Source organism: Flavobacterium sp. N1994 (assembly GCF_025947145.1).
In the GTDB taxonomy this organism is placed as follows: domain Bacteria; phylum Bacteroidota; class Bacteroidia; order Flavobacteriales; family Flavobacteriaceae; genus Flavobacterium.
In genome coordinates, this window is sequence record NZ_CP109999.1 from 139,574 (window position 1) to 164,435 (window position 24,862).

General features: G+C 34.2%; 23 protein-coding genes. 9 read left to right on the forward strand and 14 right to left on the reverse strand.

The genetic code is table 11. The features are described from left to right. Positions 1 to 9: 9 nt before the first annotated feature. Positions 10 to 693, reverse strand: coding sequence for a hypothetical protein (locus OLM53_RS00600; protein WP_264521113.1), 684 nt, complete (start codon positions 691 to 693; stop codon positions 10 to 12). 376 nt (positions 694 to 1,069) lie between these two features. On the opposite strand from OLM53_RS00600, the gene pyrR reads away from it, so the two are divergent. Continuing rightward, complete coding sequence (gene pyrR, locus OLM53_RS00605; RefSeq protein ID WP_264521114.1) at positions 1,070 to 1,603, forward strand: bifunctional pyr operon transcriptional regulator/uracil phosphoribosyltransferase PyrR; 534 nt, start codon at positions 1,070 to 1,072, stop codon at positions 1,601 to 1,603. Positions 1,604 to 1,648: 45 nt separating this feature from the next. After that, positions 1,649 to 2,578 carry an aspartate carbamoyltransferase catalytic subunit gene (locus OLM53_RS00610; RefSeq protein ID WP_264521115.1) on the forward strand — a complete coding sequence of 310 codons (930 nt, stop codon included), beginning with the start codon at positions 1,649 to 1,651 and terminating at the stop codon, positions 2,576 to 2,578. Between the two features lie 30 nt (positions 2,579 to 2,608). Here the strand turns inward: OLM53_RS00610 and OLM53_RS00615 are convergent, their stop codons facing one another. From OLM53_RS00615 to OLM53_RS00635, 5 genes are all read right to left on the reverse strand, one after another. Then, positions 2,609 to 4,855: a DUF349 domain-containing protein gene (locus tag OLM53_RS00615; protein WP_264521116.1), complete on the reverse strand. Its 2,247-nt coding sequence runs from the start codon at positions 4,853 to 4,855 to the stop codon at positions 2,609 to 2,611. A 182-nt stretch (positions 4,856 to 5,037) separates the two neighbouring features. Further along, positions 5,038 to 6,201, reverse strand: a complete 1,164-nt coding sequence (locus OLM53_RS00620; protein WP_264521117.1) for an endonuclease — start codon at positions 6,199 to 6,201, stop codon at positions 5,038 to 5,040. Positions 6,202 to 6,208: 7 nt separating this feature from the next. Next, positions 6,209 to 7,429: an RsmB/NOP family class I SAM-dependent RNA methyltransferase gene (locus tag OLM53_RS00625; RefSeq protein ID WP_264521118.1), complete on the reverse strand. Its 1,221-nt coding sequence runs from the start codon at positions 7,427 to 7,429 to the stop codon at positions 6,209 to 6,211. A gap of 139 nt (positions 7,430 to 7,568) precedes the next feature. Continuing rightward, positions 7,569 to 9,533, reverse strand: a complete 1,965-nt coding sequence (locus OLM53_RS00630) for a KUP/HAK/KT family potassium transporter (protein ID WP_264521119.1) — start codon at positions 9,531 to 9,533, stop codon at positions 7,569 to 7,571. Between the two features lie 140 nt (positions 9,534 to 9,673). After that, a complete protein-coding gene (locus tag OLM53_RS00635) occupies positions 9,674 to 10,906 on the reverse strand; it encodes a hypothetical protein (protein WP_264521120.1) in 1,233 nt (410 codons plus the stop codon). Positions 10,907 to 11,043: 137 nt separating this feature from the next. On the opposite strand from OLM53_RS00635, the gene OLM53_RS00640 reads away from it, so the two are divergent. Continuing rightward, positions 11,044 to 12,096, forward strand: a complete 1,053-nt coding sequence (locus OLM53_RS00640) for a WD40/YVTN/BNR-like repeat-containing protein (RefSeq protein ID WP_264521121.1) — start codon at positions 11,044 to 11,046, stop codon at positions 12,094 to 12,096. 25 nt (positions 12,097 to 12,121) lie between these two features. On the opposite strand, the gene OLM53_RS00645 is transcribed toward OLM53_RS00640, so the two are convergent. The 4 genes from OLM53_RS00645 to OLM53_RS00660 are packed head-to-tail and all read right to left on the reverse strand — an operon-like array spanning position 12,122 to position 14,737. Next, positions 12,122 to 12,583: a sensor of ECF-type sigma factor gene (locus tag OLM53_RS00645; RefSeq protein ID WP_264521122.1), complete on the reverse strand. Its 462-nt coding sequence runs from the start codon at positions 12,581 to 12,583 to the stop codon at positions 12,122 to 12,124. Between the two features lie 4 nt (positions 12,584 to 12,587). Next, the gene (locus OLM53_RS00650; RefSeq protein WP_264521123.1) at positions 12,588 to 13,001 is read right to left on the reverse strand and encodes a hypothetical protein; all 414 of its coding nucleotides are present in this window, start codon (positions 12,999 to 13,001) and stop codon (positions 12,588 to 12,590) included. Between the two features lie 30 nt (positions 13,002 to 13,031). Then, positions 13,032 to 13,574, reverse strand: a complete 543-nt coding sequence (locus OLM53_RS00655) for an RNA polymerase sigma factor (RefSeq protein WP_264521124.1) — start codon at positions 13,572 to 13,574, stop codon at positions 13,032 to 13,034. Between the two features lie 59 nt (positions 13,575 to 13,633). Beyond that, on the reverse strand, positions 13,634 to 14,737 hold the full coding sequence (locus OLM53_RS00660; protein ID WP_264521125.1) for an SRPBCC family protein: 1,104 nt from the start codon (positions 14,735 to 14,737) through the stop codon (positions 13,634 to 13,636). A 92-nt stretch (positions 14,738 to 14,829) separates the two neighbouring features. On the opposite strand from OLM53_RS00660, the gene OLM53_RS00665 reads away from it, so the two are divergent. Continuing rightward, entirely contained in the window at positions 14,830 to 16,437 is a 1,608-nt protein-coding gene (locus OLM53_RS00665) for a class I SAM-dependent methyltransferase (RefSeq protein WP_264521126.1), read from the forward strand. Positions 16,438 to 16,473: 36 nt separating this feature from the next. Here the strand turns inward: OLM53_RS00665 and OLM53_RS00670 are convergent, their stop codons facing one another. Continuing rightward, positions 16,474 to 16,662 (reverse strand): hypothetical protein, encoded by a 189-nt coding sequence (locus OLM53_RS00670; RefSeq protein WP_264521127.1) that lies wholly within the window; start codon positions 16,660 to 16,662, stop codon positions 16,474 to 16,476. A gap of 78 nt (positions 16,663 to 16,740) precedes the next feature. On the opposite strand from OLM53_RS00670, the gene OLM53_RS00675 reads away from it, so the two are divergent. Further along, positions 16,741 to 17,124: a nucleoside triphosphate pyrophosphohydrolase family protein gene (locus OLM53_RS00675; RefSeq protein ID WP_264521128.1), complete on the forward strand. Its 384-nt coding sequence runs from the start codon at positions 16,741 to 16,743 to the stop codon at positions 17,122 to 17,124. A 6-nt stretch (positions 17,125 to 17,130) separates the two neighbouring features. On the opposite strand, the gene OLM53_RS00680 is transcribed toward OLM53_RS00675, so the two are convergent. The 3 genes from OLM53_RS00680 to OLM53_RS00690 form a co-directional block, all read right to left on the reverse strand. After that, on the reverse strand, positions 17,131 to 17,934 hold the full coding sequence (locus OLM53_RS00680) for a CPBP family intramembrane glutamic endopeptidase (protein WP_264521129.1): 804 nt from the start codon (positions 17,932 to 17,934) through the stop codon (positions 17,131 to 17,133). Positions 17,935 to 18,249: 315 nt separating this feature from the next. Beyond that, entirely contained in the window at positions 18,250 to 18,888 is a 639-nt protein-coding gene (locus tag OLM53_RS00685; RefSeq protein WP_264521130.1) for a fibrobacter succinogenes major paralogous domain-containing protein, read from the reverse strand. 158 nt (positions 18,889 to 19,046) lie between these two features. Beyond that, the gene (locus OLM53_RS00690) at positions 19,047 to 19,646 is read right to left on the reverse strand and encodes a hypothetical protein (protein ID WP_264521131.1); all 600 of its coding nucleotides are present in this window, start codon (positions 19,644 to 19,646) and stop codon (positions 19,047 to 19,049) included. Positions 19,647 to 20,665: 1,019 nt separating this feature from the next. Between OLM53_RS00690 and OLM53_RS00695 the strand changes: the two genes are divergently transcribed. The 4 genes from OLM53_RS00695 (at position 20,666) to OLM53_RS00710 (ending at position 24,798) form a co-directional block, all read left to right on the forward strand. Next, positions 20,666 to 21,883: a site-specific integrase gene (locus OLM53_RS00695; RefSeq protein ID WP_264521132.1), complete on the forward strand. Its 1,218-nt coding sequence runs from the start codon at positions 20,666 to 20,668 to the stop codon at positions 21,881 to 21,883. 124 nt (positions 21,884 to 22,007) lie between these two features. Next, a complete protein-coding gene (locus tag OLM53_RS00700; protein WP_264521133.1) occupies positions 22,008 to 23,105 on the forward strand; it encodes a Fic family protein in 1,098 nt (365 codons plus the stop codon). Positions 23,106 to 23,463: 358 nt separating this feature from the next. Continuing rightward, complete coding sequence (locus OLM53_RS00705; RefSeq protein ID WP_264521134.1) at positions 23,464 to 24,372, forward strand: hypothetical protein; 909 nt, start codon at positions 23,464 to 23,466, stop codon at positions 24,370 to 24,372. 144 nt (positions 24,373 to 24,516) lie between these two features. Further along, positions 24,517 to 24,798: a helix-turn-helix domain-containing protein gene (locus tag OLM53_RS00710; protein ID WP_264521135.1), complete on the forward strand. Its 282-nt coding sequence runs from the start codon at positions 24,517 to 24,519 to the stop codon at positions 24,796 to 24,798. Positions 24,799 to 24,862 lie beyond the last annotated feature (64 nt).

A 24,862-nucleotide genomic window follows, 5' to 3' on the forward strand; every position in this document is an offset into this window, starting at 1 on the left:
TTTTTCTTTTTATGAAGCATCAATCAATACTTCGAAGTCACCTTCTTTTAAAATCTCAAAATAAAAATAACAGTCTCTATCAACACCACCTTTCCTAACTGTAAAATAAATTTCGCAATTAACAGGAAGGACATAATTACTTATTTTTAAAATTTTACCTTGTGGAAAGGTTTGACCGGTTGTGATATTGACATGAAAATTATTAGGGATATATTTCATTGAACCAGCAGTTACTGAAAATTGTATTGTATTTTGGTTGTCATCTAGTTTTTTAATAGAATAACTATTAATGCCAATCATATTTGAAACATCATAGAATTCTTCAGGATTATTAGTACCAACATAATCTCCATTTACCCAATATCCTTTTTGTGTATAGGATGTTCCGTTAATTGAATAATTAAAGACTCCTTTTCCATTTTTTATTCCTTTGCTAAAAAAACCACTAAAAGTATTTCCGTTTTTATAAATATATTTTCCTTTACCATCTGGCAATCCATTTTTAAATTCACCTGAATAAGTATCTTCTCCTTTTGCGGTGCCTTTACCATTAGCAAGTCCATCTTTAGTATCCCCTTTATAGCTTTTAGCAATTTCACTCATCAACACTTTTGTAGAGTCTATTTGTTGGGAATAGATAGTAGTTATGCCAAAGAATGCAAAACAGATTAAAAAACTATATTTTTTTAACATGATACTTAAGTTAGTTTGATTCCAAAAATAAGCTATTAGATCATAAGATAGTCTATTTTATTCTTACAAAATTTAATAAAGTTTTATAATCCTAATAATGCTTTTTTATATTCGGGAGTGCCAGTAAATAAAGGCACTGAAAAAGTATCGTATAAATGAATCAGTTTATAGGCATGAATTAATTGGTTTATCAGTATTAATTGAAATGTTTATAAGCATCATTTTTAAGGAATTGTGCATTGTGTTGTTTTTTGTAGGAATAAAATAAAGTGTTTAGGATTAGTGAGAAATAGGAAAATAACAAAATAGCATATCTCATAACTAATTTGACACACTCAATAAAAAATACTACTTTTACACTCCAAACAACACTATCATGAGTCAAAAAGTATTGCTCACTTCCAAAGAAGTCAATATCATACTCCATCGTTTGGCTTGTCAGTTAATCGAAAATCATCTTGATTTTTCCAACTCTGTACTTATCGGAATTCAACCACGTGGCGTCTCATTGGCACAGCGACTGAAAACTATTTTAGAAACCGATTATAACATCAAAAACATACCTCTAGGATTTTTAGACATTACTTTTTTTCGAGATGATTTCCGTCGTGGCGAAAAACAATTAGAGGCCAACAAAACTCAAATTGATTTCTTAGTAGAAGATAAAAAAGTAGTTTTTATTGATGATGTACTATTCACAGGAAGAAGCATTAGAGCTGCTTTAACGGCTATTCAATCTTTTGGCAGACCTTCTGAAATTGAACTTTTAGTGCTAATTGACAGAAGATTTAGTCGTCATTTACCCATACAGCCCGATTATAGAGGTCGTCAGGTAGACGCCATCAACGATGAAAAGGTAATTGTTTGCTGGAAGGAAAAAGAGGGAGAAGATGCAGTGTATTTGATTTAGGATTTTAAAAGGAACATACAACACAACTTACAACATAGAACCAAAATGTCCGAACTATCAGTCAACCATTTACTAGGTGTAAAATATCTCAAAAAAGAAGATATCGATTTGATTTTTGAAACAGCTGATCATTTCAAAGAAGTTATCAATCGGCCTATTAAAAAAGTTCCGTCATTGCGCGACATTACCATTGCCAACATCTTTTTTGAAAACAGTACCCGAACCAAATTATCTTTTGAATTAGCCCAAAAAAGACTTTCTGCCGATGTGATTAGTTTTTCGGCAGCACAATCTTCGGTAAAAAAAGGGGAAACTTTGATTGATACCGTGAACAATATTCTCTCCATGAAAGTAGATATGGTGGTGATGCGTCATGCTAATCCTGGAGCAGCTTACTTCTTATCTCAAAATGTAAAAGCTAGTATTATCAATGCTGGAGATGGTGCTCACGAACACCCAACCCAAGCCCTATTAGATAGTTATTCCATCAAAGAACGACTGGGGGAAGTAGGAGGGAAAAAGGTGGTGATTGTGGGAGATATTTTGCACTCTAGAGTTGCTTTGTCTAATATTTATGCCCTTCAAATGCAAGGCGCTGAAGTAAAAGTATGCGGACCAAAAACTTTGATTCCGAAACACATTGAAAGTCTTGGAGTAACAGTAGAATCGAATCTTAGAAAGGCTTTAGAATGGTGTGATGTGGCAAACATGCTTCGTGTTCAGAATGAACGTATGGATGTGAATTATTTTCCATCAACACGTGAATATGCACAACAATATGGGGTTGATAAACAACTCTTAGATTCTTTGAGCAAAGAAATTGTCATTATGCATCCAGGACCTATCAACCGTGGTGTTGAAATTACTTCAGATGTTGCCGACTCCAAGCAATCGGTCATTCTGGATCAAGTTGAAAATGGAGTTGCTATTAGAATGGCAGTGATTTATCTTTTGGCTTCTAAAATACAGCAATAAAAAAGCCCCGAAGTATCGAGGCTTAATTTTTTATTCTGATTTAATATTTCTAATTTGTTTTAGCTTTTCTTTCCATGTAGCTAATTCTTCTTTTTGTTTTTCAATATTGTCCATGACTTCTTTCACCATTGGATTATCAGCTTTTACTCTACCAAAAAACTGAATGTTATTCTCTAATTGGAAAAGATTGCTTTGTACTTCATCAATCTTACGCATGATGAATACTTTTTCGTTATCCAATTTTCTAGAGTTTTCTGCTCCTGAAAGATTGTCTAATCTATTAGCAAAACGAGCCATTTCATTGTCCTTTTTACTAGAACTTAATTTTTCGAATAAAGCATCTAGTATTTTATTGAATTTACCTTCAATATGTCGGCGAGCAAAAGGAACTTTACCAAAACTTTTCCACGTTTCTATATGGGCTTTGATAGCATCTAAATCGGCTTTATGTTCACCAATAAGCTCAAACGATTTAATAGTTTCAATATAAACTTTCTTCTTTTCAAAAGCTTCTACTTCTTCTGCATTCGCTTCTGATTTTTGCTCTTTTAACTTTTCAAAGTATTCGTTACAAGCGGCTCTAAAATCAGCCCAAAGTTTATCTGAATATTTTCTTGGTACATGACCTATTTGTTTCCACTCTTCTTGAAGTTGTTTGAAAAGAGGCGTAGTGGCAGCAAAGTCGGTACTTTCTTTTAATTCATTGGCTTTAGCAACTAAGGCTTGTTTTTTAGAAAGATTATCGTTTTGATCTTTCTTAATGTCTTTATAGAAAGAGTTTTTCAAAACATTGAAACTTCTCACGGCATTTTTAAAGTCGGTCCAAGTTTGATCAGTTACTTCTGATGGTACTTTACCAGTACTAAAAAAGGCATTTCGTAAAGCATCCACTTTTTCGATTTGCGCTAACCATGCATTATGAGAGTTTACTTTTTCTTGCGCTAACACTTCAATTTTGGCGATGATTTCTTTTTTCTTCTCCAAATTAGCGGTTTCAACTTCACGAAGTTTTTCAAAAAGACCTTCTCGTTTATCGTGCATTTGTTTGGTCAATTCACTAAATCTGTTCCAAATTTCTTCACGGTTATCTCTTGAAACGGGTCCGATATCCTCTTTCCAGATTCGGTGTAAATCTTGCAATTCACGGAAAGCTTTGTTGATGTCTTCTTCTTTTACTAATTCTTCAACACGCTCAATAATTTTAAGCTTTTGAACTAAATTATGTTTGAAATCTAGATCTCTGATTTCTCTGTCTAAATGAAGAACATCATAAAAATTCTCTAAATGAAAATGATAGTTATTCCAAACGTGATTGTATTTGTCTTTCGGAATTGGTCCAGCTACTTTCCAACGGTCTCTGATATCATTAAATTTCTTTAAAGTAACAGGAATGCTGTCTTGACTGTGTATTAGGTTTTTCAATTCTTCAACAATAGCTAATCTATTTTCTAGGTTTGCTTTTAAATTGTTTTGTAAGCTTTGAAAATGGTTGTTTTTTTTGTCTCTATATTGGCTATATAATTGATCAAATTTTGCTTTTAAAGGAAAGTGATAATGAAAATCTTCTGTTGTATCTGGATTTTCAGCATGGAACTCTTCTTTCTTTTCATCAATAAAATGATGGTATTTAGATAGGAATGATTTTTTTAATTCTTCAACATGGTCTTTAACAGACATTAGTTTTTCTACGGCAACCAAAGTTTCTAATTCATCCACTAATTGCTCCATTGACAAAGTGTCGTAATCCAACATTGGAATATCATGACGCTCTTTTAAAGTCTCATCTTCCCCTTCTTCTGCATTTACTTCTTCTATGGCATTTATTGCTGATTGGCTATCGCTTTCAACTACTGGAGTTTCATCAGCTACTTGATTATCGGTCAATTCGATAGTATTTTCTTCTGTTTCTGAAGTAGATTCTTCAATTACTTCGTCCGGACTTTGCGGAACTTCTTCTGCAACTGCTTCGACAGTCTCTTCTACAAGTGCTTCTTTTTCAGCAGCTACTTCAATTTCGTCTTCAGTAAGAGGTTCTGTTAAAATGGCCACTTCAGCTTCAGGCGATTCTACTTCAGTTTCTGTAGTAGTTTCTTCCTCTACTTCATTAGAAGTTTCAGGTTCAGTTGCAGTTACAACTTCTTCCATTTCCTCTAAAGGAGTTTCAACTTCTTGAACCGTCTCAGTTTCCTCTTGATTTTCAGCCATGGTCACATCTTGTGATTCATTGGTTACACTTCCATCTGCATCAAGCAGGTTATCATTCTTTTCTTCTAACATTTTGTAAAATGTTTTAAGGGTTACACAATTTGAGGGCGAAAGATACTAAAGTACCACTAAAATTCAAAGGAAATCAATGTTTTCTACAGTATTATGATGGCTATTTAGACCTATTTTCGATTAAAAACAAAAAACGCTGTTGAATCCCAACAGCGTTTCGTTATTATTTGGAATCACTAAATCTAGTTTACCAATACTTTTTTAGTAACAGAACTACTAGCTGAAGATAATTTTAAGAAGTAGAATCCTTTTGGCAAATTGCTAATAGAGTAGGTGTTATTTTCTAAAATTGGATTTTTTATTTGTTGTAAAACTTGTCCATTGATTGTTATAATATCAATTTTGTCCAATGATACTGAGCTAGTGATATTGACTAAATCAGAAGACGGATTTGGATATACAGAAACATCTGCTAAAGAGTCAGATGCAGAAATTGACAAAGGTAATCCCCAAATTGCAGTAGCATATTCTGGATGATCAATAAATGGGTTTCTGTTATTTTGACGCGCATAAATAGCATCGTTTCTTTCAATTTCTCGTGCACTAACAGGATCTTGTGTATTCCAAGTTAATAAAATATTTAAAAATGTTTGTGAAAAAGTGTGATCTGAGCTACCATCAAAAATTACTTTAGCTTCTGATACTGATGTTGTGTAGAAGTTTACCAATTGGTCCTCATATCGGGATGCAAAATATAATAAGCATCTTGCAATATCTCCTTTAAAAGCATCTAATGGTTCAAAAACTGTCCCAGAATAACCCGCTGAATAACCTGAGTTAACATTGCTACCTAATTTTGAACCATTAAGAGTATTGCAAGGAGTATTAGTGGCTCCAACATTACAAGGATTAGTTGTTGCTCCAACAACGCCATAAGGATGATCGTCTCTCCATCCATTTACTTTACCATCCGTTGGAAGTACAAAATGTGCATCAGAATACATTGGTTGCACTTGACTTCCAAAATAACTTTGTGGAACCGTATGCTCTCTATTATAACATCCACCTTCAGAGGTGTAAGCTCCACATTGATTAGTATTATAGATGAAAGTGTATGGGTCTGTTCCAGTTGGGTTTTCAGAATAAAGATCTACAACGGTATCATCATTTTCGTATTGATGGTCTCTGTCAGATGTTCCATAAGTAGTCCATAGGCCTGAATAACCTCTATCATTATGGTTTTTGATTATGTTGAATAATTGTGTTTTTAGCGCATAACCTGTTCCAGTTGCTGAATTATAATATCCAGCAGGGATAGACATAGTTGTATTATCGTTTTTAGCACTTTGTTGAGCATTACTAAAAATGGTAAAACTTAAGAGTGATAAGATGATGATTCTTTTCATTGTTTTTTTATATTTCTTTTTTTCTTTCTAATAGTGCCATGTAGAAACCATCAAACCCAGTTTCTTGTGCTAGAATTTTAGTTTCTTTGACAAAGGTAAATGATTTTCCAGTTTCGGTAGACAAGAAGTGTTTTATTTGTTCCTGATTCTCAGAGGGTAAGATAGAACAAGTGGCATAAACCAATTTCCCACCAGGTTTTACAATTTTAGAATAATTCTCTAAAACTTCGGCTTGTACTTTTTTGATGTTATCTATAAATTCAGGTTGTAATTTCCATTTGGCATCTGGATTTCTTTTTAAAACCCCTAAACCGCTACAAGGTGCATCAATCAATACTCTATCTGCTTTTTCGTGAAGTTTTTTAATGACTTTGGTAGTGTCAATTATTCTGTATTCTATATTGAAAGCGCCATTTCTTTTGGCTCTTAATTTTAATTGTTTGAGTTTGCTTTCATACAAATCCATAGCAATCAATTGTCCTTTGTTTTGCATTAAAGAAGCCATGTGCAACGTTTTTCCACCAGCACCAGCACAAGTATCAACAACTCTCATTCCGGGTTGCACATCTAGAAAAGCAGCAACTAATTGAGAAGAAGCATCTTGAACTTCAAACATTCCTTCTTTAAAAGCATCGGTTAAAAATACATTAGCTCTTTCTTTTAAAACTAAAGCATCGGGTTGGTCATTCAAAAATTCGGTTTCGATGTTTAAATCCATCAAAAGGGCATGAAGTTTTTCTTTGGTAGTTTTCAAAGTATTTACACGAAGAATAACTTGAGCTTGCTTGTTTTGTGCAGCAATTTCTTTAGTCCAAACTTCTTCTCCTAATTCTTTCACCCCTAATTCATCCATCCAATCTGGAATAGACTCACGCATTTTTCTGATTTTGGATAACTCGTCAAAGCGACCTTTAATTTTACGTTCTGGAGTTCCTTCTAATTGTTTCCAATCGGGAATTGGATAACCACGTAAAACAGCCCATACGGCAAACATTCTCCACAATTGATCTCGGTCAAAAGGTTCTTTTACACTGGCAATTTCCATGTACAACCTTTTCCAACGTACGATTTCATAGATGGTTTCGGCAACAAATTTTCGGTCAGAGCTTCCCCAACGTTTATCTTTTTTCAAAGCACGAGCTACCACTTTATCGGCATATTCTCCTTCGTTGAAAATAGCGTTTAAAGAGTCGATGGTGGTGTAAACTAAATTTCGATGTAATCGCATAGTGTAAAAAAATCAGCCCGCAAAGATATTGCTTTTTTGTTATCCTATTTGTTAATTTTTACTGATTTATATAGCTTGATGTTTTAAAGCTAAAATTAGTAAAGAATAGGAGAGTGCTTTTAAAACGATCTCTTTGTTTTTAACGAATACGGTGCATGTCAAATTTCTCGGGAGCATGAAGAACCATTGGGAATTGTTCTATTTTTACCGAACTACTATCCAAACCAAATCCTTTTTCTTCAGACAAACTGAGTTTTTTAAGAATGAAGTAGCTGTTCATAATGATTTTTTCGAAGAAAGTTAAATCACTATCATTGGATAAGAACTTTTCAGAAAGTACAAATTTAAAATCGCCAATGATGTTATTTTTATTCAAAGATTCATAGCGACTGGTAACATCCACTTCGCCATTTTGTACCATGTCTCGAATCACTTCTTTAAACATTAAGTTGATTTTAGTAGGTTCTCTAAAACCTAAATTGAAATCTATTCGATACAAATCATCTTTGATTATTTCAGTAACTCTGTATTCTCTTTTATAAGGTTCGCTCAGAATATTCACATGTACAAACCAATACATGTCGGCACGTTTGGGTCTTTTTTGAAGTATGGAGTACATTACTTTCTCTTCAATCTCGTCAGTTCGAGTTGAGTTAGTCATATAAATCAAATGCGTAGCATATTTTGGTATAGACAAATCAACACTTAACTCGGCGAGTACTTTTTTATAAGTGTCAATCTTAACAATTTTAGTGTAGGCTTTACTAATTTTTTTAGCCAAAAACCATACTGTCATGATTCCTATCAACAAACAGGCAATCAAAACGGTTACATAACCTCCATGTGGGAACTTATCTAGATTAGCAATCAAAAAGCTAAACTCAATACACAAATAAAGCGCAATGATTGGAATTATAATAAACATAGATACCCTTTTCATTATCATATAATAATTTAAGAGTATGGTTGTCATAATCATACAAAGAACGATGGCCAAACCATAAGCAGCCTCCATATTCCCCGATTCTTGAAAATGCAGTACGATTCCAACACAGCCAATAAATAATAACCAGTTGATAGAGGGGATGTACAACTGACCTTTTAAATCCGTTGGGTATTTGATTTTAACCTTTGGCCAAAAATTCAATCTCATGGCTTCATTAATAAGCGTAAACGAACCACTAATCAAAGCCTGAGAAGCAATTACTGCAGCCATAGTAGCTATAACAATTCCTATAGGTTGGAACCAATTTTCCATAATCAAATAAAACGGGTTGGCATTTTTCCCACCCAAACTCATTAAGGTTTCACCTTCATGTTTTATAAGGTAGGCTCCTTGACCGAAATAGTTCAACACCAAAGTAGTTTTTACAAAAACCCAACTAATCCGGATATTTTTTCTGCCACAATGTCCCATGTCTGAATACAATGCTTCAGCTCCAGTAGTACATAAGAATACAAAACCTAATACATAGAATCCATCAGGGTGTATTTTTAATAAATGATAAGCATAATAAGGGTTTAAGGCTTTAAATACTTCAAGATTAGAACTAATTTGGATGATACCTAAAATACCAAGCATACTAAACCAAACTAGCATCATAGGTGCAAAAAACTTACCTACTAACTTAGTTCCAAACTGTTGAATTGTAAATAATATAAAGAGAATTCCAATTACAATAGGAACTGTATTGATACTTGGATAAAAAGTTCGTATCCCTTCTACAGCAGAAGCTACTGAAATAGGAGGGGTAATAATACCATCCGCCAAAAGTGCACTTCCTCCTACAATAGCAGGAACTATTAACCATTGAATTTTAGTTCGCTTCACTAAGGCATAGAGCGCAAAAATTCCTCCCTCACCATGGTTGTCGGCACTTAATGTTATAATTACATACTTTAAAGTAGTTTGTAATGTTAATGTCCAAAAGATACAGGACAATCCACCTAAAATTATATCTTCGTTAATAATGTGGTGTAATCCTATTATGGCCTTCATTACATATAATGGAGAAGTTCCAATATCGCCATAAATAATTCCTAAAGTAATAAGCAATCCTGCAACAGTAAGTTTACTGTGAAGATGATGATTATGAGCACTCATAAAAAGTTGTTAAAAAACGGATACAAATGTAGTATATTTTTAAATCAATTAGTTTTTTAAGGATTTAATTTTGGTGTATAAATAAAAAAGCACCACATCCCTGCAGTGCTCTTTCAACAACCTAAATTATGAACTTCAACCTAATTTCTTCTGTTACCTCTTGAATTTCCTTCGCTTCTTCCGGCATTACCACCTTGTGAAGAATACTCTCTTGGACTTGAGCTTCTTGGAGCTTCATTACTTTGATTTCCATTTCTTGGAGAACTTTCATTTCTAACATTTCCAAAACCTCTTGGTGATTCTGTGCTTCTTGTGCTTCCATAACTTCTAGGAGTGGATTCAGTATTCATATCTCTAGAACCATTTTGTATTGTTACGCTTCTTGGTGATTCTATACTTCTTGTATTTCCATAACTTCTTGGAGTAGATTCAGCACTCATGTCTCTAGAACCATTTTGCATTGTTACGCTTCTTGGTGATTCTGTATTTCTTGTGCTTCCATAACTTCTCGGAGTGGATTCAGCATTCATATCTCTAGAACCGTTTTGTGTTCTTACAGGTCTTGGCGAATTAGTATCAAATGAATTACTTCTTGTACCATTGTTTGCCAAGTTACCTCTTGTGTTGGTTCTGTTGTTGTCTAATTCATATCGGTTAGTATAACCAGTATTTCTATGAGAAAAAGATCGATTTGGATGTTCAATTTCATAGGCATTTCCCCTTCTTCCATTATAGTAATTGTTGTAAGCATACTCACATCTTCTATAATTTACATAGTGATAATAATTATGATTGCTTATACAAAGACCAATGTGATTTTGGTAAGTAAAAATTGGGAATGGAGACCAAGCAATATAAAAGCTAGGATAGAATCCCCAATTCCAAGAAGAATAATAAGGACGATAATTAGTTACCCAAAACGTATTATAAATTACGGGAGTATAAGCATAAACAGGCTCATAGATATAGTTATTTCCATACATGTAAACATCACCAACCACTTGAATCTGTACTCTATTTTGTCTATCTCTTTCTACTTCTACGGTAGCAATATCTTGAAAGGTATCACGCCCAAGAACAGATTGAATGATAATCAAATGGGCATTCCCTTCAACACTTTCGATGACACGCAAATAATCAACTTGGTTATCCCCGTTTAAATCCAAATTCGAGATTCTAGCTTTTGGATCATTTAATCGTCTTTCAAAATCATCTAAGTTTTGAGAGTCTCCAAATATAGAAGCTACGGCTCTCAAATCCAGGTTATCACTAATATCAGAGTTGGTTGCTGTAACTGTTGTTCTGTCTTGGGCAAAAATCCCTGAAATGCTCAATACTGATAGTATTGATAAGAATAAAGTTTTAGTTTTCATAATATAGCTTTTTAGTTTATAAATAGTTTTTAACCTTACTTACCAATTACTATGCCATAACTATTTTTTTATTAGATTTTAACCAAATCTTAACTTATTTCAAATTTGTATATTCGCTTATAATTCAATTTTTTTTAATGAAAAATACAGTTATAGGTCTTGCTTTTTTGGTGATATGCATTAGTTGTAAATCAGGCTCTTCAACTACTAATAGTGCTTTTAAGTCTGTTGTAGTGGATACTATTTTGAATGATAACATCAGTATCAGGGCTTTACTTGTTGATAAGGATAAGGTTTGGTATGCTGCGGATAAAAGTAGAATCGGATATTATGATTTTAAAACCTTAATTCATTTACAAAAAACAATAGCCAATACAAACGAGAAATTAGAATTTAGATCAATTGCTCAAAACTCGGAAGCTATTTTTATAGCTAATGTTGGAAGTCCTACCAGTATTTTTAGGGCAAATAAATCCGATATGACTTTTCAAAAAGTCTACGCAGAAAGCCATGAAAAAGCTTTTTACGATAGCATGAAGTTTTGGAATGATAATGAGGGTATAGCTATTGGTGACCCAACGGAAGATTGTCTTTCGATATTGATTACAAGAGACGGAGGTAAGACTTGGAAGAAAATGAGTTGCAACGATTTACCCAAAGTTGGAGATGGTGAAGCGGCTTTTGCTGCTAGCAATACTAACATTTGCATAAATGGAAATAACGCATGGATAGTTTCAGGTGGAAAAAAAGCAAGAGTTTTTCATACGGCAGATAAAGGAAACTCTTGGGAGGTTTTTGAGACTCCAATTATTCAAGGACAAAAGATGGCAGGTATTTTTACAGCAGATTTTTATAATGAAAAAATAGGTGTAATAGCAGGCGGAAATTATGAACTCCCTAATCAAAACTTTCAAAACAAAGCCATTACTTTTGATGGGGGAAAGACATGGAAGTTACTAGCAGATAATTCAGGATTTGGTTATGCCTCTTGTATTCAGTTTATACCAAAATCTGATGGAAGGGAATTGGTTTCTGTTGGGCTTACAGGATTATATTATTCTAGTGATGGAGGAAATAATTGGAGACAATTCTTGAGTGACAAATCACTTTATACGATTCGTTTCCTTGATGATAAGACAGCGATTGCTGCTGGTAAGGACAAAATCATCCGTATTGTATTCAAAAAATAAAGAGAGCTGTTAGCTCTCTTTATTTTTATTTACCTAATTTTTTATCACGGTATTGTTGTAGTAACTTTCTATTGAAGTTTTCTTCGGCTTTTTTGAGTTTAAGAATTTTTATCGGTGAAATAACTCCTTTCAAACTGGCTACAAATTTCTTTTTGGCTTGATATAATTCATCTTCACTACTCTCCATTTGAGCCAACATAGCAGCAGCGTCCTTTTCAGATAATTTGTCAAATGATTCATCATCCATTCGGTCCAAATAACCTTTTAGTTTTTGCTTTCTTATTTCTTGTTGTTTGTCTTCAAAGGCATTGAATAAAGGCCAAAATTTAGAGGCTTCGTCTGGTGACAATGCCAACTCATCCGTTATAAAAGCTACTTTTAAAGCTTTAATCTGATCTTTCTTTTTTCGAATAAAAGGGCCGTCCTGAGCTATAGCATTCATAGAAATGATAACTATAAGTAATGATAGTATATTTTTGATTTTCATATAATTAGTCTATTATATATTGTTCTAAATTTGAGTTTGAGTTTAGTGCTTCTTCAATGTCTTTGTCTTCTACATTGAATTCTATTTTCATCTTATCCAAATCTTTTTGTTCCAGCAAATTTACAATTTCCTCTTCGGAAATAGTAGATTGGCAAGCAAGATAATTTTCTAGGGTTGCAGAGTCTACTTCTTCAGAACGAGTAGTTACTTTATTATAAATGGGGATGGATAGCATTAAAACAAGAATGGCAGCTGCAACATAATACCAAGTTTTCTTGGTGCTAAAAATTGAAATTACCTTGGGTTCTTGCTTTGGTAATTGGGATAAAAGTCTGTCTGAGAATGCATCAAAATAACCTTCTGGAGTTGTAAATCCTGAGGTGATTTTAGGTTCATTATCTAATTTAAAATCTTTCATGTTCATTTGACAAAAGGTATAGTAAATGGTTTAATTGGTCTTTACAAAATCTTCAATTTTTTTAACGGCATGGTGATAAGATGCTTTTAATGCTCCAACGGATGTGCCTAAAATCTCCGACATCTCTTCATATTTTAATTCTTCGTAATATTTCATTTTAAAAACTAATTGCTGTTTTTCAGGTAATAAAGCCACTGCTTTTTGCAATTTGAGCTGGATTTCATTCCCATCAAAATAAATATCAGCTTTCAGATTATCTACAATTCTGCTTTGTAAAGCTTCACTAGTAGTGCCATTTCGCTTGGCTTTCTGATTAATAAAGGTAATAGCTTCATTGGTCGCAATACGATACATCCAAGAAAACAATTTACTATCCCCTTTAAAATCTTTTAAATACCGAAAGACTTTTACAAAGGTATTTTGCAACACATCATCGGCATCATCGTGGTTTAGCACAATATTCCGAATATGATGATACAAAGGTCTTTGATAATCTCGCAAGAGTTTTTGAAACGCAACATTCTGCGTTTTCGGATTTAATAATTCCTGTATAAAATCCTTTTCTTCTTGCAATGTGAAAATTTAACGGGTTAGAATATAGACTGCAGAAAAGGTTTAATTTACTTATTAAATTAAGGATTTTCTGTTGGAGTAGTAGTGGCTTCTGGTGTTTCTGGTGCTACTGTTATTGGAGTTACAACAGGTTGAACAGCCGCTGCTTTAGGAAAAACAGGAATGTAAATTTCAGTCACCCATTTTGAAGGTTGCTTAATATCATCAATGGTTTTTACATATACTTCAGTATATTTCCCAGCAAAGTTTTCTTTCAATCCATTGTCAGTGATATATTTTTTTGCTTTTATCCAAGCTTCTTGACTGTGAGAATAATCTCCGGTCAAGGTTGTTTTTAGTGAGGTGAAAGCAATAATCTCTCCAGAAGAAACATCACTTCCTGGCGAAATAAAAACCTGTTGGTTTACAGGTATGCATACCGATATAGTAGCAATATCATTAGCAATATCATATCGGTCATATTTTACATAGGCTTTTCCTGCCATGCCTAATTTATTCTTTTTGAAAAAATGAAGCATACTGGACATCATAATTTTGATGTTTTTTGATACACTTTTAATATGACAGGAAACCGTTTGTTTCAAACAAAATCCTGAACCACGTTGCACTATTCCGTTTACTTTTATGGTGTATGTTTTCATTTCATACTTCAACGTCTTATCTAGGTTCCGTAAACTTTTTTCACATACATCAGTTACAATTGAACTTATGCCTCCTTTAAAAAAACTGATAACCTTAGTAATAACATCCATTTTACCTTTACTATGAATCGTTACTTTGGTACCACCAATGGTATCCTTAAAGGTCCAAGCTAAAGTGGCTGTGGCGCCATTGAAATTTACTTTTTGAGCGATACTATCATTTTCCTTTACAAAAACGGTAGTAATATCACCATCATCAGAACCCTCTTCCCAAGAACATTTGGCACCTTTCCCCATTGTTTTAGAAGCATAATTGAATTTAATAGCGCTATTTTTCTGCATCCAAGAACCAAAAGTCTCCCAGTTTTTATAATCATTTACATAATCAAAAACAGTACTTCGTTGTGTTTTGATAACGCTACTTTTAGAAACTTCAAAATCTCCTTTTTGTGTGGTTACGTAGACAGTAATGCCTATTAAAGCTAGCAGTAACAGTAGGAATATATATTTAAGAATTCTCATCGGTCGATTATTAGGTGAAACAAAGTTAAGATAAAACATTGAACTTGATAGGCACATATTAAGTATATTTGTCAGTATTTGAAAAACTAATTATGAAACCAAAAAACGAACTTAGAGGTATTTTATTCAGACATTTAGATGGAATAGTAACCGTTCCCGTTGCTTATTCCCTTCACCAAAAAGGAGTTTTAGATTTTATTTTACAGCACCAAAAAGTATCCTTACAAGAACTAACCGAAAAGTTTAAAGCTAACGAAGGCTACCTTAATGTGGCACTTCGAGTAATAGCATCACAAGGTTGGCTACATCAGAATCTCGATAATCAAAAAGACGAAATCACTTTTGCAGTAACCGATAAAAGTAAAACCGCTTTTTCTTTAGTACCACTATATCAAGATGTTTTTCATTTGATGCAATTTACGGAACACTTTCACCCACGCAAATTTGAAGTAGAACCTTTTGAAAGGCTCAATACGTTATTCAAAAAATACAAAACTATCTTTGGCATTACCCTTTCAGAGGATAATGATATTAGGGCTATTCAGGAACAAGTGTTATATCATATCGAAGGAGTATTAGTAGGGCCTACAATAGTGATGCTCGGAATGACAGGTATGTTTCACAAATATTTCATGGAAACCTCCTTTCGTCCCGAAGAGTTTCACAAAAAACCAGAATGTTTTAAAGAAATACTAGACTTTCTAACACATCTAAATTGGTTTACCAAGAAAAATGATCATTACCAATTTACAGAAACGGGTTTATTCTATGCCAAAAGAGCTGCCGCTTATGGGGTTACCGTTTCCTATATTCCAACACTAAGAAAAATGGACGACCTCCTTTTTGGCAATCCTGCTATCCTTAGAAATGTTGGGGAACATGAAGCCGAATTACACGTAGATCGTGAAATGAATGTATGGGGTAGTGGTGGAGCTCATGCTGAATATTTCAAGATTGTAGACGAAATCATCATCGAGTTATTCAATCGCCCTATTACTGAGCAGCCTATCGGAATTTTGGATATGGGTTGTGGCAATGGTGCTTTTCTAGAACACATGTTTGATGTAATCGAACGCCAAACCCAACGTGGTAAAATGCTAGACGAACATCCTTTGTTTTTAGTGGGCGTCGATTATAACGAAGCCGCTATAAAAGTAACACGCGCCAATCTAATCAAAGCAGACATTTGGGCAAAAGTAATCTGGGGTGATATTGGAAGACCACAATTATTAGCAGAGACTTTAAAAGACGATTACAACATCAATTTAAAAGAACTCCTCAACGTTAGAACCTTCCTCGACCATAACAGAATATGGGAAACTCCGACAGTGAAAACTCCTAATCGAATAAGTGCTTCTTCAGGTGCTTTTGCTCATCGTGGCAAAAGGATCAGTAACAATGAAGTAGAAGATAATTTATTGGAACATTTAAAAAAATGGTCTCCATTTGTTGAAAAGTTTGGACTACTCTTAATAGAGCTGCATACCATCGCACCCGACTTAACGGCCAACAATCTAGGAAGAACTGCCGCCACTGCCTATGATGCTACACATGGCTTTTCTGATCAATACATTGTAGAAATTGATGTACTTCATAAAATAGCCGCAGAAGCTGGACTCTTTTCCGATGAAAACGTATTTACTAAGTTTCCGAATTCCGATATAGCAACAGTGAGTGTTAATCTCTTAAAAGGGAAGTAATTACTATGTCATTCACACGATGGAGAGAATACTAACCTAATGCTTAGTCACCACCTTTATCACAAACAACAAAGCAATAAAAAGCAAAAACGCGATTAGTACCTTATAACTCCCTTTATATACCTTTTGGTGAAGTGCCTTGTCTTTTCCGTAGGCAAAATAAGCAGCGATTACAAACGCCACAAAAAACAGTGCGGCAAAAGTCCATTGACCAGTTGTGAACATTTATTTCAAATTTTCAACAAATTTACTCAAATGTATCCGAAAGTTGTAATTTGCAGCAACAATAAATTTCGATTCCAAATGCAAAAACAACTCAACGCAGTAAAAGAATTTCATACTTCCTTCGGATTAGGAGTAAGCCACGAAATGAGAGCCGATTTAGGAGAGCAAAAGAATATGTTGCGCTTCAACCTAATGAAAGAAGAAAATGAAGAATACCTAGAAGCGGTTCAGAATAACGACCTAATAGAAATTGCCGATGCGCTAGGAGATATGCTGTACATTTTATGCGGAACCATATTAGAACACGGACTACAACACAAGATAGAAGAAGTCTTTGACGAAATCCAACGCAGCAACATGAGCAAACTAGGAGAGGACGGAAACCCAATCTATCGTGAAGATGGTAAGGTAATGAAAGGACCCAACTACTTCAAACCAAGCTTTGAGGACATACTACGATAGTTGCCTTTACTTCCATATAGTCGAATTGCTCTTAAAATAAGGAGCAAACGCTTTTATTAGTGCCCAAAAGATAGGAAGAAAAAGTGCCAAACAAAGCGCAAACAAATAATTAGGGGTTATATAAGTAGCCTGTATTTTGACTTGAATCACATTGTGGAAAATATAAAAAAAGCAATTCCCAGCCCAATGCATGCCACCGGTCAACCATAACCTTTTAGTATAAATAACAGGGATAATATAGATAACACCCAACAGAAACAAATACATCCAAGTTTCTATGCCATCTTGATACCGATAAATGTGATTCAATACATAGATAGTAGCAGAAAATAAGATCAACAATTTAGGCTTTATCGCTTTTTTAAAGTGTTTATAGATAAGCCCTCGGGTCAAAATATCTTCCGAAAATGAAGAAAACAGCACCCCAAAAACAAAAGGCAAACTCATAGCAAAAATCCCAGTCAAGTTAGGAACAATTTCTATCGACTCTATTCCCAAAGCCAGAGAGATGAAATAAGGAATAGCATACATCACCACTCCCATAAAAATTCCAAAAAACAAGGAACCCATTAGTTTTCCTTTAAAGGACAACCCCCAAGCCGCCAGTCCATTATCGGAATACCAATTCCCTAAAAAATAAGCCGCCACAAAAAATAAGAGTTGAAAAAACAAAAAGCCCACCACACTGTTATGAAAGAGGAGCATATACTCGGCAGCATGATAAAGTAAAAAGAGAATCACAAAAGTTATTCCCGCTATCCCAGATGGTGAAATGTTGAACTTCGTTATTTTAGACCCTTGCGTACTCATAATCAGCAAATGAATAAAGAATAGGAAACTAAAAGTACAAAAAAATAGTTATAAACTACTCTCCCTTCGAATCCTCATTATACCGCAGAATATGTCTTCTCAAAAGACCTCCATTGGCTAAAAGTAATATTCCAATTACCATGCGATTGCGAAAAGGATAAAAAGAAGAAGAAGGATCGGTAAACGCTATAACAAGCAATACCAAATTAGCCAAAGTTAACACAGACAATACAATCAAAACAAGTTTTCTCATGAGATGGGTATAGATATAATAGTAGGAAAGATAAGCTTTATACAGTTACTAATCAAAAAATATTAATCCTTAACACAACGAACGGAAATGCCCAACATCTTATCATTAGTCCCACTACCTAAATAGGTGGTTTGAGAGAATAAAGCAGTGTTCCAACAACGTTGAGGATTGTCTGCATTTGGAGTAGTACTCCAATAAAAACTATAGAAACCTAAATTAGCAAAGGTGTCATTGCGATACCCGCCAGGGACTCCTGTAAAACCAGTACTATTAGTAGCCCCTGCATTAGGTGCTAACCAATGCGTAGTTCCTGTTTCTTTTAAAGCGGCTCCTGCCACTGGAGCTCCTCCTAAATAATCTGCTAAAGTAGTCCATTCTTCTTTTGAGGGAACATGCCAACCCTCTGGTGCCAATCCTCTTGGGTCATTTACAGCATACCAGTTATAAAGTTTACCATATACCTTATCGTTGTTGGCATCATTATTATAATAACACCAAGCACCTGTAGTTAAAGTAAGCCATTGGTTAGGGTCAGTCACTTGTGGAATAGCATCACCATTTCTATATTTTTCTACAGCTAAGTTTTTCTTCATCCAAGTTTGCTGTCCAATTTTTACGGTTTCAATAGTATCCGTATCATCAGGACAAGCGGTTAGTAGTAACAAAAGCGAAAAAGCAGCAAGGGTAGAAATAACTTTCATAGTATTGGTTTTGGTTTGACAAGAGTAAAAGTAAAACTAATGTAGTAATTAATTTATTAGAAATCAATATTTTATTCTTGAGCAGCAATACTCAATGAAAACTCGCACACGAGCGTAGCGACTGCTGAAGGAAACGACTGTTAGCTGCTGAGTTTTTATTATACAAAAGTTGCTGTTCTCAATTTCTCTTTTTCAATGCAAGCATTTTCGGCAAACCAATCCGTAATTACTTTTTTCAATTCGGATTTATTTACAGTATTTTTTTGCGTCCTGATTTCTAAATAATTTTCTGAAGTAATTTTTTCAACTAAGTCTTTTAAAGTTTTAATTTTTAATTCTTTTCCAAACCAAGCACACGAATAGAAACCAAATATAGAAATTGCTCCTCCCAAAATTCCATATTTAAATTTTATAAAAAGCAATATAAATGAAACTGCTGAAAGTAAAACTAAAGTATAAAATACATAAGCTGGCGGAGTCAATATATTTAATTTAAAGCCAATATTCTTCTCGACTTTTTTTACAAGTTCAATTCTGTTTTTTCTTGGAAACAAATCTTCAAGTTTATTTTCAAGCTTTATTTCATCTTTTACAGCGACTTTCTCTTCAACTAGTGAATTTCGCAATTTATAAAATGCTTGCTGTGAAGTACAACTTTCAACATTTTCTAACTCTATTTTCGATATAATTAAGTTGCAGAATTCATCGAAATTTTTCACGCTTTCAGTTTCTCCATCTTCAAATTTGAACTTGTACATATTCTCTATTGAAGGAATACAATCTTCAATGTTTTCAATTTCGTATTTGTCTAACTTATACGTATTCATCTTTGTTTATGTTTTATAACATTGCTGTAAACGGCGGTTAGCAGTAGTACTTTTTTCTAAAAATCGATTTTATACATTGTTGGAAATTCTTTGTTATAAACTAGTTTAAGCGTATCTCCAACTTTATATTTATTTTCCTCGTCTGTATGATAATAAGTAATCAATTCGCTATTATTCACTTCATATTTACAGTTTATGAGCCAAACATTTTTTGATTTCTTTTTGTCAACAACTATACATACAGTTTCTTTCCCATGTTTCTTTAATTCCTTATCTTTTCGATATTCTTGAAAAAATCCAAATGTTGGTCCTACAATTAATATTGATGAAATAGATAATCCAAGTATTTTAATTGGACTAAAATTTTGATCTATACTTTTGATTATTTTGTAAATAAAAAAGGGGGAGTACACCAGCAATTAATACAAATTCGAGCCAATTAAGAGACTTATATTTTGAATACGCAATTTCTTTTGGGATGAAATAAATAAATACTAAAAGAAGTGTAGTGAGTAATAACCAAAGTGTCTTATTTTTTTTTCTTTCCATTTAGTTCTATTTTCAAGAGATTTGGTGAAGTATTACTGGTAACGTTCCGCCGTATGCAGACAGTGGTGTCATTCATTAGCGGAACATTCAAATTTAGAAAAATTTCCCTTAGCCGAGAACTTTCCATAACAAACCCAAACTAGCCATTGCTGCAAACGGCTGTTATCCTCATTTTATTTCTGCCAGTTCTCAAATGCACTTAAAGTGCCGTATTTATTGATTTTGTAAAAATAACAAGCTCAAAATAACGCAATAAAAAGCAAGAAAAACCTTGTTTTGTTGTACCTAATGTTGTACCTTAGTATCACGTTGCACCCGATTGAAATGCCAATATTTACAAGGCTTTCACTTGTTTGCATCGCTTTACAAATATAGTATAACTTTTCAAATTTTTAAAAACTATGGCATCGATTAGACTAATTTTAAGAACTACACAAGCAGACCAATCCGGGCACAGCCCTTTGTACATCCGACTTATAAAAGACAGAAGAACGAAATTTATCAGTGCCGGAGTCAAACTCAAAGAGAACGAATGGGATGGAGCAAAGCAGAAAGTAAAAAAGAACCATCCAAACAGTGCTAGGATGAATGCCTCGTTATCACAAAAGATTGCTGATGCTGAAGGTCAGATTGCCGACATGGAGCGCAAAATAAAAACCGTTTCCATCAATAAACTAAAAGAAGCCATCAAGGGAAAAGAAGTGCCAAACTTTTTTGAATATGCCTATTCTCGTTGTGAGAAAATCAAAGGCAGCGTTTCGTTTGGCACCTACAAAAACTATAAGATTTACACCAAGAAATTTGAAACTTATATAGGGACTAAAGATGTTTACTTTGATGATATGACGGTTTCAGTTTTGAAAGACTACATGGCACACATGGGTAATGTTTTGAAAAACGGAGCAACCACACAACGTTATTCGATTATGATCTTGGCTATAATGTTTAAAGAAGCAATGAAGGAAGATATTATCCCGGAGTACATGTACCCATTCAATAAACTGACACTCAAAAAAGACTCACAGAAGCGCGTTTTTCTCAACAAAGACCAAATCGAAGCCTTAACGAAATTAGAGCTTAAAGAAGGCAAGAAAGCAGATTTATGGCGCGACCTATTCCTTTTCTCCATCTATGCCGGAGGATTGCGATTTAGTGATGTTATCGAACTCCAATACAGCAACTACAATCAAGAAGAGCAAAGGATTAAAAAAGTAATTCGCAAAACAGGAAGATTGCACCAGTTTAAGATTGGCAAAGTGGCAATAGATATTTTAAACAAATACAGCAAAGCCGATGCGCAGCCAGATGATTATATTTTCCCGATTATCACCGACAAGAAAATATACAACAAAAACGAAGAAGCACGTTTTGTCGTTTCCTCAAAGGAAAATCACTCCGCTAATTTCCAATTGAACCGAATGGGAAAAGTTTTAAAACTAGCATTCCCACTTTCATTCCATTTAAGCCGCCACAGTTTTGCTACTAATGCTTTGAATAACGGAATGCGAATAGAACACGTTTCTAAACTAATGGACCACACAGACATCAGCACCACCCAGATATACGCAAAAATCATCAGCGAAGAATTAGACAAAGCGGTTGATAATTATATCTACTAATAAATGATAAAAAACGAACGAAGGTAATTTTTACCCTCGAAATTGTAACGAAGGTAAATTTTTACTATTTTTACCCTCGAAAACAATACAGAGGTAAATGTTACCCTCGTTCAAAAACGACACTATGAGTACCGATAAACAATATAACCCGGAAGTTCCATACAACGAATTGCCTTTGCTACCACCAAAAGCCGATTTAGAAACTAAGGTAATTCTAAGAAAGCTAATTACTGCCAGTAGAGCGTTATCGGAGTTGAAAGGTGCCATTACCAACCTTCCAAACCCAACGCTTTTTATTGACACTATCAATTTACAAGAAGCGCAAGCCAGTTCCGCTATTGAAAACATCATCACTACGCAAGATGAATTGTTCAAAGCTTCGGTTGCCGAAAAGAAATATGAAAACCACGCTACCAAAGAAGTGATGCATTACAAAGATGCTTTGTGGTTTGGTGTGCAACAAATTGAAGCGCGTCCGGTATTGACCACCAATCTGTTCATTCATCTGATGCAAATCATTAAAGAAAATCAATCCGGAATCAGAAACGCACCTGGAACACAATTAAAAAACCCAGCTTCAGGCAAAGTAATTTACACACCACCGGAAGGGGAAAATGTTATCCGTGAGAAATTAAAAAATTTAGAAGATTTCATTCATGCCGAAGACCATATTGATCCTTTGGTTAAAATGGCAATTATACATTACCAGTTTGAGGCGATTCACCCATTTTTTGATGGTAACGGTAGAACCGGAAGAATCATTTTGTTACTGTATTTAAAAATGACCGAATTGTTAAGTCTACCAGCTTTGTATTTGAGTGACTATATCATTCAAAATAAAGACCAGTATTACACCAATCTACGCAAAGTAACAGAAGACAGCAATTGGGAAGATTGGATTCTTTACATGTTAGATATGGTGGAGAAAACCGCTTTAAAAGGCAGAAACCAAATAGCAGCCATTGAAGAACTAATGAACGAAATGAGCAAAGACATTCAAAACAAGCTCCCAAAAATATATTCCAAAGACTTAGTAGAAATACTATTTCGTTTGCCATACACCAAAAGAAGCCAATTAGAAGCCGCAGGTATTGGAACCATCAAAACGGTAGGCGTTTATTTGAAAGAATTGGAAACTGCTGGATTTTTAAAAAGCGAAACAGTTGGAAAAGAAAAACTCTATTTAAACTTCCGATTGTTAGAAGTGTTGCAAAACAGATAATTTTTCGGATTATACGAAATACACGAAAATCATCAGTCAAGAATCACATTTAGCGGCTGATGATTTTTTTTATTAAAAAAATTAACACTTAACATAATAAATCCTCAAATTTTACGTTATTTGCTATCTAGTGCTTTAGTAAGTATATACTTATGCAAGTGTTAACAAATTATACTGAAATCCTTTAACCGAGGATTTTTTTTTATAACTATTTTAGAAAGAACAGAGTGGAGAAATTTTAGAGCATTTTAATTGATGAATATGAGAGAGGGAGTCGAAAGCCATTAGTATGAATACACACCAACACAACCAAATATCTTTTTTTATTTATTAATCAAACCCTAACTCTAACTAACCCTTGAATTCCAACCTAACTACAACACAAACTGCTCCGTTTTCAGAGCTGCATTCGGTTATTAGTTCCAAACCGGATAAAAGTATTTTCGACATCATTATTGATGAAGAAGTCAACTTAGACAGTTACTGCAAAGCTTTAATCAACAAAGTTTTCGAGCTTAATCCTTCCAAGTTTTCCGGCTTCATAAACTACCAAGTCAATCTTGTCAGTGGGAAAAACAAATGGCTAAACAAGTTTGAAAACTTGCTGGCCAACAATGAAATCTTGTTTGCTTCCAAGACAGCACTCAGTCGATATAACAAACTCTTCAATCTGATTGAACAAAAACGAATCGAATTGAAATCTTTGAGCGTATCAGAACCGCTTAACAAAACCCCGAAACGTTTTATCAATGCCGAAAGCGAGGATCGACATTTCTCTTTCTACGAAGTCAAAAACCACGTCAATAGTTTAAGTTGCTATTCCGAAAAAGTAATCTATCTAACCGATGAAATTTGTCAATATAGAGAAGCGGATATTTTATTTACCAATACCAAACTAGCTGATTTCAAAAAGCAATGTAAAACCTTGCTTCGTGGAATTCAAGAAGATAAAATACTGAAGACCCAATTAGTAAGAGAACAAGAAGAAGAATACAACAAATCAAACGCAGCAGCAAAAACAGGTTTAAAACTTCAAATCAACGGTCCGATTAATATCATTACCCATGCTTTCAAACAAATGATGGTCAATGTAAAGCCAAACGGAACACCTTACATCCAATATAAAATCAAAGATGTGGCTCAGTTTATTTGCGATAATTTCACAGATGAAAACGGACAACCACTTTCAAACGCTACTATCCAAACCTATCTTTCACCCAATCGCACCGACAAAGACCCAAACACAGACACAACAGTCAAGTTTTAGTCCGATGAAATAAAACAAGTTACTTTTTACTTTTCTTCATTCACAATAGCTAACAAACTATTTAGTCCGATAAGACAAAATCGAACCTATCGGACTTTTTTCTATTTCTTCCATTTGCACCATAACTTTTAATTTTTTTAAAAAATGGACGCAATTATCATCAGCAAAGACCAGTTCAACGAACTAATGACAAAATTGGACACCATCCAAAGTCAAATCAGCATCAAGGCAGATGCTAAAAAAGAAACCTTCCTTGACAATCAAGAGTTTCTGTTACACATGAAAATCTCAAAACGCACCGCACAAACCTGGAGAGACGAAGGCAAAATTTCCTTCAGCCAAGTCGGAAACAAAATCTATTACAAACTTTCCGATGTAGAAAAACTCCTCAACGAGCATTACAACAAATCTTTCAAAGGAAGATAGTATGGAAGAGTGCAACGGAACCTGTGAAGTATGTGACTGCAAACCAAAGGTCGGCAGCACAAAA